This is a genomic window from Photobacterium lutimaris, from assembly GCF_003025555.1.
Classification (GTDB): Bacteria; Pseudomonadota; Gammaproteobacteria; order Enterobacterales; family Vibrionaceae; genus Photobacterium; species Photobacterium lutimaris.
Map to the genome: position 1 here is coordinate 94,983 of NZ_PYMH01000012.1, position 12,894 is coordinate 107,876.

The 12,894-nt window shown below is 51.6% G+C and carries 11 protein-coding genes; 4 read left to right on the forward strand and 7 right to left on the reverse strand.

The genetic code is table 11. The features are described 5' to 3' along the window. Positions 1-32 precede the first annotated feature (32 nt). The 4 genes from prfB to xerD form a co-directional block, all read right to left on the reverse strand. Positions 33-1,131 (reverse strand): peptide chain release factor 2 gene (prfB, locus tag C9I99_RS20645; RefSeq protein WP_107350721.1). Its coding sequence is split into 2 segments (ribosomal slippage): positions 33-1,055 and positions 1,057-1,131, totalling 1,098 coding nucleotides; the frame shifts between segments, so codons are not numbered across the junction. Between the two features lie 204 nt (positions 1,132-1,335). After that, positions 1,336-3,060 (reverse strand): single-stranded-DNA-specific exonuclease RecJ, encoded by a 1,725-nt coding sequence (recJ, locus tag C9I99_RS20650; RefSeq protein ID WP_107350722.1) that lies wholly within the window; start codon positions 3,058-3,060, stop codon positions 1,336-1,338. Positions 3,061-3,197: 137 nt separating this feature from the next. Then, positions 3,198-3,920, reverse strand: a complete 723-nt coding sequence (gene dsbC, locus C9I99_RS20655) for a bifunctional protein-disulfide isomerase/oxidoreductase DsbC (RefSeq protein WP_107350723.1) — start codon at positions 3,918-3,920, stop codon at positions 3,198-3,200. 195 nt (positions 3,921-4,115) lie between these two features. Then, positions 4,116-5,012, reverse strand: a complete 897-nt coding sequence (gene xerD, locus C9I99_RS20660; protein ID WP_107350724.1) for a site-specific tyrosine recombinase XerD — start codon at positions 5,010-5,012, stop codon at positions 4,116-4,118. A 196-nt stretch (positions 5,013-5,208) separates the two neighbouring features. Here xerD and fldB point away from each other — a divergent pair, with 196 nt between their 5' ends. Beyond that, positions 5,209-5,727, forward strand: a complete 519-nt coding sequence (gene fldB, locus C9I99_RS20665) for a flavodoxin FldB (RefSeq protein WP_107350725.1) — start codon at positions 5,209-5,211, stop codon at positions 5,725-5,727. A gap of 115 nt (positions 5,728-5,842) precedes the next feature. On the opposite strand, the gene brnQ is transcribed toward fldB, so the two are convergent. After that, positions 5,843-7,162 (reverse strand): branched-chain amino acid transport system II carrier protein, encoded by a 1,320-nt coding sequence (brnQ, locus tag C9I99_RS20670; RefSeq protein WP_107350726.1) that lies wholly within the window; start codon positions 7,160-7,162, stop codon positions 5,843-5,845. 363 nt (positions 7,163-7,525) lie between these two features. On the opposite strand from brnQ, the gene C9I99_RS20675 reads away from it, so the two are divergent. Then, positions 7,526-8,242: a tRNA1(Val) (adenine(37)-N6)-methyltransferase gene (locus C9I99_RS20675; protein WP_107350727.1), complete on the forward strand. Its 717-nt coding sequence runs from the start codon at positions 7,526-7,528 to the stop codon at positions 8,240-8,242. A gap of 174 nt (positions 8,243-8,416) precedes the next feature. Further along, the gene (gene srmB / locus C9I99_RS20680) at positions 8,417-9,640 is read left to right on the forward strand and encodes an ATP-dependent RNA helicase SrmB (RefSeq protein WP_107350728.1); all 1,224 of its coding nucleotides are present in this window, start codon (positions 8,417-8,419) and stop codon (positions 9,638-9,640) included. Positions 9,641-9,744: 104 nt separating this feature from the next. Here srmB and yaaA read toward each other — a convergent pair whose 3' ends face one another. Both yaaA and C9I99_RS20690 read right to left on the reverse strand, forming a co-directional pair. Further along, positions 9,745-10,518 carry a peroxide stress protein YaaA gene (yaaA, locus tag C9I99_RS20685; RefSeq protein ID WP_107350729.1) on the reverse strand — a complete coding sequence of 258 codons (774 nt, stop codon included), beginning with the start codon at positions 10,516-10,518 and terminating at the stop codon, positions 9,745-9,747. 120 nt (positions 10,519-10,638) lie between these two features. Further along, positions 10,639-12,069 (reverse strand): alanine/glycine:cation symporter family protein, encoded by a 1,431-nt coding sequence (locus C9I99_RS20690; RefSeq protein ID WP_107350730.1) that lies wholly within the window; start codon positions 12,067-12,069, stop codon positions 10,639-10,641. A gap of 567 nt (positions 12,070-12,636) precedes the next feature. On the opposite strand from C9I99_RS20690, the gene C9I99_RS20695 reads away from it, so the two are divergent. Further along, positions 12,637-12,819 carry a DUF3545 family protein gene (locus C9I99_RS20695; RefSeq protein ID WP_107350731.1) on the forward strand — a complete coding sequence of 61 codons (183 nt, stop codon included), beginning with the start codon at positions 12,637-12,639 and terminating at the stop codon, positions 12,817-12,819. The last annotated feature ends 75 nt before the right edge of the window (positions 12,820-12,894 follow it).

A 12,894-nucleotide genomic window follows, 5' to 3' on the forward strand; every position in this document is an offset into this window, starting at 1 on the left:
GGTTAACCCTTAAATGTTTTAACCGGAGTCGGTTACAGACCTGATTTCAGGCTAGCTTCAATAAAACGGTCTAAATCGCCGTCAAGTACGGCCTGGGTGTTACGATTTTCCACCCCGGTACGTAAATCTTTGATACGGGAGTCATCCAGCACATACGAGCGGATCTGGCTACCCCAACCAATGTCAGACTTCGAGTCTTCGTTGGCTTGCTTCTCAGCATTTTGCTTCTGCATCTCAAGCTCGAACAGTTTCGCTTTCAACTGTTTCATCGCCTGATCTTTGTTCTTGTGCTGAGAGCGGTCATTCTGACACTGCACCACGGTATTGGTCGGTACGTGCGTAATACGTACGGCCGACTCGGTGGTGTTTACGTGCTGACCACCCGCGCCCGAAGCACGGTACACATCGATTCGCAGGTCAGATTGATTGATCTCGATATCAATGTTGTCATCGACTTCCGGGTAAATAAATGCCGATGAGAAAGACGTATGACGGCGGCCGCCGGAGTCAAATGGTGACTTACGCACCAAGCGGTGAACACCGGTTTCAGTACGTAGCCAGCCGTAAGCATACTCACCGCTGATACGGACAGTTGCCGACTTAAGGCCAGCCACATCGCCTTCGGACACTTCGATAACTTCGGTTTTGAAGCCCTTGGCATCCGCCCAGCGCAGGTACATACGCAGCATCATGGACGTCCAGTCCTGTGCTTCGGTACCACCCGAACCTGCCTGGAGATCGATATAGCAATCTGAGCCATCATGATCGCCAGAGAACATACGACGGAACTCAAGCTTGGCCAGTTTGCTTTCTAGCTCAGCGAGTTCTGGTTCAATCTCGTCAAATGTCTCTTGGTCTTCTTCTTCAATCGCCAGCTCAAGCAAACCTTCGACGTCTTCCACGCCTTGGTCCAGCTGATCGATCGTATCAACAATCGCTTCTAATGATGAACGCTCTTTGCCCAGCGCCTGTGCGCGATCGGGCTCGTTCCATACATCAGGTTGCTCTAACTCTGCATTGACCTCTTCTAGACGCTCTTTCTTGGCATCATAGTCAAAGGTACCCCCTAAGGACATCAGTACGTGCTGATACATCCTCAAGTCGGTTTTTAATAGGATTAATCTCGAACATTGCCACTCTTCATAGCCGAAATGGACATAACCGAAGGATTCTATCGAATTGTAGATAGAATATACAGGGGAAAGGGAAGGGAATCGGCGAATTTATTTTTTTAACCCGATCACAAAAACGCCGGCTGTCACAGAGAGGCCCGATTTCATCTTGCCTCTCTGCAACGGGGACAACGACAGACGGTTTGGGGTCTGCCAGTAGCCCCTAAAGTGCGGTGATGTGCTCGACCAATAACTGGGCGCTGCGGTTACCGCGGAACTCGTTGACATCCAGTCGGTACGCCAGTTCCACCTGCTGGACCGAGGCATCCGGCCAGCGACGGACATCAACATTAAAGGCGATAGCGTCTATCACACTGCCACCGGCCAATGGCTCGAGCATCATCTTGAGGTGTTTGCTGCCCACCAGTTTCTGGTGTAGCAAACGGAAACGGCCATCGAACATCGGCTCAGGGAACTGCTGCCCCCACGGCCCGCCGGCCCGCAAGACTTCTGCCACCTGCAAGTTCAACTCCTGCGGCATCAATTCACCGTCGCTGAGCAACACGCCACGCAATGCATCTTCGTCGAGCTCGGCACGTACCGCTTGGTCAAAGGCGTGGTTAAAGGCGTCCAATTGCGCCTCAGGAATAGTCAGTCCAGCCGCCATAGCATGGCCGCCGAACTTTAGGATCATGCCCGGGTTCTGGGTATCAATCAGATCCAGTACGTCACGCATATGCAAACCGGGGATAGATCGGCACGACCCCTTGATTTCACCATTGCCAGCGTCAGCAAAGGCAATCACTGGGCGGTGGTATTGCTCTTTGATACGCGAGGCAAGGATCCCGATCACGCCTTGGTGCCAGTCACGCTGGAACAGCGACAAACCGTAAGGCATGTCCTGCTTGTTAAACTTAAGGCGCTCGCAAATTGCCACCGCCTCTTCTTTCATTCCCTGCTCAATTTCTTTGCGGGTTTGATTCAAGGCATCAAGCTCGGTGGCCATCCTGCGTGCCGCCTGAATGTTGTCACACAGCAATAACTCCACCCCGAATGACATGTCATCCAAGCGTCCTGCCGCATTGATCCTCGGCCCTAGGGCAAACCCCAAATCGGTAGCAACCAAGCGCGCCGGATCGCGGTTGGCGACTTCAATCAGGGCACGGATTCCCGCTCGGCACTTGCCAGCCCGAATACGCTGCAAGCCCTGGTGAACCAAAATACGATTATTGCCATCCAGTGCCACCACATCAGCCACAGTCCCCAGCGCCACCAAGTCCAGCAACTCGGCTAAATTAGGCTCAGGCAGCCCCTGCTCGGCAAACCAGTTATCCTCTCGCAACGACGCACGCACGGCCAGCATCAGGTAGAAGGCAACCCCCACCCCACACAATGCCTTGGAGGGAAAGTCACACTCATGCAGATTAGGGTTCACGATAGCGTCCGCTTCCGGCAACACATCTCCCGGTAAGTGGTGATCGGTGACCAGCACTTGAATACCGCGCGCTTTCGCGGCGGCAACCCCTGCAATTGAAGAGACCCCGTTATCCACCGTCATGATCAGTTCAGCCCCGCGTTCGGCAGCCTGCTCAACCACTTCCGGACTTAAGCCATAGCCATCATCAAAGCGATTGGGAACCAGATAATCGACATTACGGCTGCCCAGCATCCGTAGGGCCAGCACTGACAATGCTGAGCTGGTGGCACCATCGGCATCAAAATCACCGACCACGATGATCCGACGCTGTGCGGCTAGTGCCTGCTTGAGCAGCGCTACGGCTGGGGCAATGCCGTACAACTGGTTATAACCCAGCAATCCACGTACCCCGCGCTCCAATTCGGCTTCGCTGGAAATACCTCGGGCAGCATAGATCCGCTGCAAGATAGGCGGGGTTAAGTCGGTAAACTGGCTGGTGTCGGCTTCTGGACGGCGTTTAATTTCAATCATCGGGACAGTCTATAGCTGGGGATAAGTTAAAGTCGCTTGGGCATATGTGCCACAAGCCATTATAGGCACAGGACCTGAGTGGGCAACAGAATTTCAACGCATAAAAAAAGCCCCGGCTGGCCGGGGCAGTATTTGTTTTAGCCACGGTTATCCAGCATCTGGCGCAGCATTTGTGCCGGCTGGTAACCCGGCAGCATGGTGCCGTCTTCCAAAATCATCGCCGGCGTACCGGATACACCCATGGCAACACCAAGCTGGTAATGTTTTTTCACCAGATCATTCTGCGGCTTGACCCCGGCTGGGTTGAAGGAGCCCTCTTTGGCCTGTGTCATCGCCATTGCCGGATCTTTGGCCCCCCAAATCGCACTCATCTCATCGAAGTTACGCGAACGTTCACCACCGCGCGGGAAGGCCAGATAACGAATGGTAATACCGGCATCATTGTAAGCCTGCATTTCGCTATGCAGCTTGCGGCAGTAACCACAGCTGGTATCGGTAAAGACCGTCACCACATATTTTTCGTCTTTGGCCGGATAGACGATCATTTCGTCCTCCATCCCCTGTAGCTTGGCCTTGTTCAACTTGGCCATCTTCTGCTCAGTCAGGTTGATCGGCTCAGCATCGGTAGCCTGATACAGGCTACCAAGAATGAAATGGCCACCATCATCGGAAACATAAAAAATGCCACGCTCAGTCACGACTTCATTGAGCCCTGGTAACGGTGAAGCACTGATAGAAACCGGCGCCAGCCCAAGATTGCTCAACTTGCTTGTAATTGCCGCCTCATCAGGCTTGGCTGATGCCGTAAAGGCAGTCATTGCCACTGTGGTTGCAAGTAACGTACGACCCAAAAAGTGCATGTGACTCTTTCCTTTCAAAAAATAAATTCGTGCCGGAGTATGGCGATCACCGCCAGCACCCATCACTACTGGATATATGACCCCGGTAGTGCAAAAAAATTTCACATTCCGCAAAATAACTCATCCTCTCTAGTATATACCTAAGTATCAACCAGATGCAGGTTAGCCTTCACGGTAAGCAAGGCGAAGCAGCCGTCAAGCACGCGGGTGGTGCGCACCATGCAGCTGCTTGAGTCGCTCGGTTGCGACATGGGTATAGATCTGGGTGGTCGATAGATCGCTATGACCGAGCAGCATCTGCACCACCCGCAAATCCGCCCCGTAATTGAGCAAATGGGTGGCAAAGGCATGGCGCATTACGTGCGGCGACAATGTCTCAGCGTCAATGCCCGCCTTTACGGCATAGTGTTTGATCCGGTGCCAGAATGTCTGGCGGGTCATCTGTTTGGCCCGCTTGCTCGGGAATACCACATCCGAGCTTTTCTCTCCCAACAATTGCGGCCGGCCGCTTTGCAGGAACTGCTCTATCCAGTCGATAGCATCCTCACCCATCGGCACCAGACGCTCTTTATTACCTTTACCGATCACCCGCACCACCCCTTGGCGCAAGCTGACATTTTCCATGGTTAAGCTGACCAGTTCTGTTACTCGCAACCCAGTGGCGTACAGCAACTCCAGCATCGCCTTATCACGCAGTTCGATAGGATCGTTGGGATCGGGTGCCGATAACAAGGCACCGACTTGCTCTTCGGTAATATCCTTGGGCAGGCGCTTGGGTAGCTTGGGGCTCACCAGCATGGCGCTGGGATCATCGTCACGCATTTTTTCCCGATTCAAATACTGGAACAACCGGCGGATTGCCGACACCATTCGGGCCCGGGAAGTCTGTTTATAGTCAGCATCGAACAACCACTGCTGGTAACGCTGCAGCTCATCGCTTGACACCCGCTCCAGTGCCAGACCTTGCTCATCGAGCCAGTTTTCCAATTTTTTCAGATCATTGCGGTATGAAATCAGGGTGTTTTCAGATAATCCCCGCTCCATCCACATCGCATCGAGAAACCGCTCGATGATCACTTCATCGTTTTCCACTACAACCTCGGTGTACGCTTTCGCAAAAACACATGGATAAATACACAGTACCCAATGGTAGACGATTTCCTGCTAAATGTAACGACTCGGCCCAGTTGCAGCCGGAATTTCTGACTCAATCACTCAGAAATAGTCAAGACCGCCCAAGCTAGGTAGAATCCCCTATCATTTATTCGTTACACATTGGACAAGCAGCATGAAGATTGGCTTATTCTACGGCTCAACCACCTGCTATACCGAAATGGCCTCGGAGAAAATCCGCGAATGCATCGGTGCTGAACTGGTTGATTTACATAATATCAAAGAAGCAGATATCAGCGGGATGAACCAGTACGACATGCTGATCCTTGGGATCTCTACGTGGGATTTCGGCGAGCTGCAAGAAGACTGGGAAGCCGTGTGGGAACAACTTGACGGGCTTAGTCTTAATGGCAAAACCGTGGCCCTATTCGGCCTTGGCGATCAGGAAGGCTATACCGAATGGTTCCTCGATGCGATGGGCATGCTGCACGAGAAACTGCTGCCGACCGGCGCCCAGTTTGTCGGTTACTGGCCAAACGAGGGGTATGACTTCGAAGCCTCAAAAGCGCTCACCGACGACGGTACGCTATTTGTCGGATTGGCTCTGGATGAAGATAGCCAGTATGAATTAAGCGATGAGCGTATCACGACCTGGTGTGAACAAATCCTGACTGAGTACAGCGAAACGCTATAACGCTTTGCTCATCGCAGGCCGCCAAAAGGGTCGCTTGAAATACAAAAAAAGGGATGCGAGGCATCCCTTTTTGTCAGCCGCCCTTTTATTCAAAGCGACTCTCTATATATGACCGTTACGCCGTTTGGCTTTCCTGCTGGCCTTGCTTCACCGCCTTTTGGGCACCGACAAAGCAAGTCACAACCAGCGCCGCAAACGTCGGCATCAACCACGCCATACCGTAATCAAACAATGGCAGAACACGGAATGCAGAAACATTAAAACCTGCGACCTTAGCGGCATCAATCATGCTGAACGACAGCGCCACCAGCATAACAACGCGGTAAGACAATGCCGGATTTGGTAACCAACGGCGGATGAACGTCAGGATAACCAGTGCCATCGCAATTGGGTACAAGGCAAACAACGCCGGCAGCGACAGAACAATCAGCTGGTTCAGACCTACATTGGCAACCACACAGCAAGCTACAGACAGCAGTACTGCCCATTTTTCGTAAGACCAGCTAGTCAGCGACGAGAAGTACTCAGAACACGCACTGATCAGGCCAACCACGGTGGTCAAGCACGCCAGCAATACAATCAACGACAGCATCATCTGGCCGGCAGGACCAAACAGCGCAGCCACGTAGATCGCTAGGATGTCACCGCCATTCGAGGCATTGGCCGCAATATTGACACTGGTCGCACCCAAGTAGAACAGGGAAACATACACAAATGCCAGACCCGCAGCGGCAATCAACCCCGCCATGATCAGGTATTTACGGGTTGCTTGCTCATCGGTCACACCTTTGCTGCGTACGGCATCGACAATCACCATACCGAATAGCAAGGCTGCCACAGCATCCAGGGTGTTATAGCCTTCGACAAAGCCTTTGAGGAACGGCATGGCAACATAGTCACCCTTTGCCGCTTCAATCGCATCCTGCGGGTTAACGACAACGCTAACAGCCAGCACCACCAAAGCAATAAACAAGATCGGCGTCAGGAATTTGCCGACCATATCAACCAGATTGCCACGAGAGCGTGACAGGAGCATCGCTATGCCAAAAAAGACGATAGAGAAAACAGTAAGGCTTAGCTGTCCTGCATCGGCAATGAACGGTTTCACGCCCATTTCATACGCCACCAGACCAGCACGCGGAGCGGCAAACGCCGGGCCAATCACGATAAAGATCAACACCGCCAGTAAGGTTGCCACTTTCGACGGCAGGTCCTGGGTCATGCCTTTCCAACCGCCGGCAACGGCAACGGCAATGATGGCAACCAGCGGTAAGGTAACGCCAGTTGATAGGAATCCGAACATCGCCGGTACGAGATGATCACCAGCCTGCTGGCCAGCCTGCGGCGGGAATATGATATTGCCTGCGCCTAGAAAGAAAGCGAAGGTCATAAAACCCAACGCCATGATATCGGTAAAACTGAGTGACTTTTTCAAACTGCACCTTCCACTCTTGATGTTATGTCTGCTGTATTTGTAAATATTGTTATTTTTTTGGCCACAAAAAAGGATTACCTGAATGTGACCTTGCTCGCAGCATAATGACGAAAAAGCACTCAATAAGCAACAAGGTAGTGAAAAACACCATAATCTTTGGCCTGGGTATCAGAGAACCAGCATATACAACCAAAATAAAAACCCCATACGAGATCAAAAACTAATAAAAACCACTTATTAAAAACATCAAAAACAGAAGCAATAACCATGTAACAACTATCCAACAGAAGGTTATCATTCTTAAATTCATCCCGAGCAGGCTATAATGCCAAGGTCAAAAACAGAACAAGGTCCAGCAACACCATGGCAAAAGGGTTCACCTTCAAGCAATTCCACATTAACGATCACGGCTGTGGCATGCCCGTCAGTACGGATGGGGTTCTGCTCGGCGCCTGGGCAGCCCTGCCGCTATCTGGCCCGATCCTCGATATCGGCACCGGTAGCGGTTTGCTTGCGCTGATGGCAGCACAACGCACAGCTAAGCAAGGTAATCCCGTCACCGCGATTGAAATTGACAACGGTGCCGCGATGGCAGCGCAGTGCAACATCACCGATTCCCCGTGGGCAGATCGCATTGAGATAACGCATCAGACCATTCAAGCATGGGCCAGCCAGCAACCAGCCGGATCCGTCGATACGATCGTCTGTAACCCGCCCTACTTCAACCATGGCGAGCAAGCTGGCTGCCAGGCCCGAGCAGCGGCACGTCATACAGATACCTTGCCGCATAGCGAGTTGCTGGCGGCAATTGGCCACCTTCTGAGCCCAACCGGAAGTGCTAGCCTTATCTTGCCGGTTTATGAAGGCGAGCAATTTATCGAAGCGGCGCGCGCCCAGCAGCTCTATTGCCAGCGACTATGCAAAGTGAAAACCACCGAACGCAAACCACCAAGCCGGCTGCTGATTGACTTGAGGTCAAGTCCGGCACCGTGCCAAACCGAACAGCTGGTGATCCACCAAAATGACCAATACAGTGAGGACTTTATTGCCCTAACCAAGGCGTTTTACCTGAATATGTAGTGTGGATCCCACCTTAGGTTTGGCGAAATACGGAAGTTTTTATACTTTTATCGGTGATCGTTGCGGCAATAATCTCTATAATGCCGCCCCTTATGTTTTTTGCACGTAACCGGCGATCGATAGGCTCCCCATACTAAAAGGGGGATTCCCTGAGTTCCCAAGGAGAAATGACTGGTGAGAGAGTTTTCCGAATTAGAATTAGATAGCGAGCTGCTGCAGGCCATTGCCGATCTCGGCTACGATCGCCCTACCGTGATCCAAGCTGAAGCGATCCCGCACGCGCTGGATGGCCGAGATGTACTGGCATCCGCTCCTACCGGTACCGGAAAAACCGCAGCATTTCTTCTACCGATGATCCAGCACCTGCAAGATTTCCCGCGTAAAAAGCCGGGGCCTGCACGCGTACTGGTACTGACACCAACCCGAGAGCTGGCTATTCAGGTCGCCGATCAAGCCCGCGCGCTTGCCAAGCACACCCAGCTGAAGGTTTTCACCATTACCGGCGGTATCTCCTACGATGAACATGCCGAGCTATTGGGTAAAACCCAAGATATTGTGGTGGCAACACCGGGCCGCCTGATGGAATACATCGAAAGCGAGCGCTTTGACTGCCGTGCAATTGAATGCCTGATCCTCGATGAAGCTGACCGCATGCTGGACATGGGCTTTGGTAAAATTGTTCAGCGTCTTCATAACGAATGTCGCTGGCGTCGCCAAAGCCTGCTGTTCTCTGCCACCTTGGAAGGCAAAGGTGTCCGTGACTTCTCAAGCACCATCCTCAACGAGCCGGTTGAAGTCAATGCCGAGCCGCCACGCCGTGAGCGCAAGAAAATCCATCAGTACTACCACCGCTGTGACGATATGGCTCACAAGCTGGCGCTGCTGGAGACGATCCTCAAAAGCGAAGCTGAGCGCACGATCATTTTCGTCAAGACCCGTGAACGTCTTGCGACACTGCGTGATCAGCTGGCTGCGATGCAGATCCCTTGCTGCTGGATCCAAGGCGAAATGGCCCAAGCCTCGCGTAACAATACGATTCGCCGCTTCCGCGACGGCGAAATCAATATCATGCTGGCTACCGATGTTGCTGCCCGTGGTATCGACCTACCGGATATCAGCCATGTGATCAACTTCGACATGCCGCGTACTGCCGATGTTTACCTGCACCGAATTGGCCGTACAGCCCGTGCCGGTAAGAAGGGAACGGCGGTATCCCTTATCGAAGCACATGATCAGGGCATGATCGATCGTGTTGGCCGCTACATGAACGAAGAAGTGGCTGAGCGTTTTGTCGAAGGCATGCGCCCGAAACACAAAAAAGCCCTGACGGTGAAAAAGAAGAAGAAAAAAGATCCGAAAAAGAAAACGGCTGTGAAAAAGAAAAAAGCGAAAAAATAATACTTCAGCTTTTAGCGAAAACACAAACGGGCTGGTATTCACCAGCCCGTTTTTTCTAATACCCAACCCAATAATATGGGTACCACGACTCTACACAATAATAACTACTGCGCTTCGCGCTTGAACACCAGTTCAGTCGCCGTCGATTCAGCTGGCACAAAGTAGTAGCCCGCCGTGTCGAACTGCTTGAGCTTTTCCACTGAATCCACTTGATTATCAATAATATAACGAGCCATCATGCCTCGCGCCTTCTTGGCGTAAAAGCTGATCACCTTGTAAGTGCCATTCTTGCAGTCTTTGAACACCGGAGTAACGATCTTACCCGCCACCTGCTTGATCTTGACCGCCTTAAAGTATTCGTTTGACGCCAGGTTGATCAGGGTATCATCACCTTGCTCAGCCAATGCCTGGTTGACCTTATCAGTAATGATATTGCCCCAGAATTGGTACAAATTGGTACCGCGCGGGTTAGCCAGCTTGGTCCCCATCTCAAGACGGTATGGCTGCATCAAGTCAAGCGGGCGCAATAGGCCATACAGGCCCGATAGCATTCGCAGGTGCTGCTGAGCATAAGCCAATTGCACGTCATCCATGGTTTCGGCGGCCAAACCGGTGTAGACATCCCCCTTGAAGGCCAAAATCGCCTGACGGGCGTTATCGGTAGTAAATTCAGGCTGCCACTCAGCGAAGCGGGCCGCATTCAAACCGGCGATTTTATCGCTGACTTTCATCAGGCTGGCAATCTGGACTGGGGTCAGCTCTCGACACACTTCAATCAACTCAGCCGAATGGTCAGTCAACTCAGGCAGGGTGAACGTCTCTGTTGCCAACGGAGAATCGTAATCGAGTGTTTTTGCCGGTGAAACCACAATTAACATGGGATGCTTCCTTTTGATCTTATATGGCTAAGATGTTAACAGCCTGACAAAAAAAAACCACGCGTTGTACGCGTGGTCTTTTCTATTGTTGTTATCGCCCAATTCGATGGCAAGCGAAGATCAATCCTTCTTAGACTGATCCCAGATCCCTTCTTCCAACTGAGCGTGCAACTCAGGGTAATCCTGACTATCAAAGGTAGGGACTTTCCCCTCCTTGAGCTGCTGGTTGTAATCCTTGGCCAGTTTCACCACCGTACCGGACAACAGCACGATAGCTATCAAGTTGATGATCGCCATCATCCCCATCGACACATCCGCCATGGCCCAGACCGTCGGCAAATCAGCCACTGCACCGAACATCACCATCCCCAGTACCACAAAGCGGAACACAGTCAGACCCGCTTTATGGTTGTGCTCGAGGAAAATCAAATTGGTTTCTGCATAAGAGTAATTGGCCACCAATGAGGTAAAGGCAAAGAAGAAGATAGCCACCGCAATGAAAATGGCCCCCCAGCCACCCACCTGAGAGCTCAATGCGCGCTGGGTCAATTCAATACCGGTGATTTCGCTATGCGGGACATACTCGCCCGACATCAAGATAATCGCTACCGTCGCGGAACAGATCACAATGGTATCCATGAATACGCCCAGCATTTGCACATAACCCTGAGAGGCGGGGTGTGGCGGATACGGTGTGGCTGAAGCCGCAGCATTCGGTGCCGAACCCATACCGGCTTCATTGGAGAACAAACCGCGTTTGAGACCATTGATCATACCCTGCGCAATGGTATAGCCCAACGCCCCCGAGGCCGCTTCTTCCAGACCGAACGCACTACGGAAAATCAAACCCAGCACTTCAGGTAGCTTTTCAAGGTTGGTAAACATGATGAATAGGGCAAGCACCAGGTAACACAGGGCCATCGCAGGTACCAGGATTTCTGCCGTACGGGCAATCGTACGTAGACCACCGAAAATAATCACACCGGCCATCATCACCAGCACAACACCAACATACGCCGGGTTCCAGCCGAAGGCGACATTCATTGCAAGGGTTATCGAGTTAGCCTGAACCGAGTTGAAGACCAAGCCAAACGCAATAATCAGGAAAATCGAGAACACCACGCCCATCCAGCGCATGCCCAAGCCTTTTTCCATATAATAAGCAGGACCACCACGGTAGTTACCGTCATCATCCCGGGTCTTGTAGAGCTGAGCCAGCGCGCTCTCGGCAAACGCCGTCGCCATCCCCAACATGGCAATCAGCCACATCCAGAAAATCGCACCCGGTCCGCCCAGCGTCAGCGCTACCGCGACGCCAGCCATATTACCGGTACCGACACGGGCTGCCAGGCTGGTACACAGCGCCTGGAATGATGAAATACCTGACTTATCTGACTTGCGGCTGTTTTTCATCACGCTGAACATATGACCAAAATGACGGAACTGAATAAACCCCAACCGATAGGTAAAGAATACGCCAACGCCAATCAACAAATAAATGAGCACTGAGCCCCATAACAGGTCGTTCAAAAAATTAATCTGACTTGACACGTCTACCCCTCTAGAAATCAATAATTAGCTGAAACCGGCCATCAGGCCGCAAGCAGAAAGTATCGGTTCAGTCCGTCCGCCAACCAAACCAAAACCTGTCGGTTAGACAAAACAGTTACTACAACCTTAGTTTTATTATGTGGTAAAAGACAGCAGCACATGAGCTACGCCTGCAAGTGCGGGCCGCTATCCTGCGCAGCTACGATGTAGGCATGATGTTAACAAGAGGCATAAGAAGACAGCCACCTGCCAACTTGACCTTATATGGTATAACTGCAGATGGCAGATGATCATGCAAAGATAACCAGCAAAAATCAACATCCCTCATATGAATATTGCTTATCTAGCATGATACTGGCTAATTTAGTGTCAATATTTTCCTTTTGACACCTCTCACTAACCGCTAATCCCTTCTCTTTTATGGTGTTTTTTTAGACAACCAACTGACATTGGGACCTGCCGCACATCAAATATTCATCGTTAAGTAACATTTGCGAAACACATCAATTTTATTTTGGGTCTTGCTATGATATTTAAATAGAACCGATTGTAAGGAAGAGGTGCTCTATGGACAGCTATGCATTCGATGACATTCTTGCAACAGAAACACCAAGACGTGGTGCTCGTAGCAAGCCGGTAAAACGTAAGTGGCGTGAAATTGAAGCGCTAAAAGATAGGGAAAGGCTGCGCCGTGAGTTGGCTGATATCGATATGTTCAAGGATTCATCAGACGAAGACCTTGATTTCTAGCCTATAAAAAACCTAATGTTCGACTAAAGAGCCAGCCTCGCGCCGGCTCTTCCATTAGTATTGCTCACTCCGCTG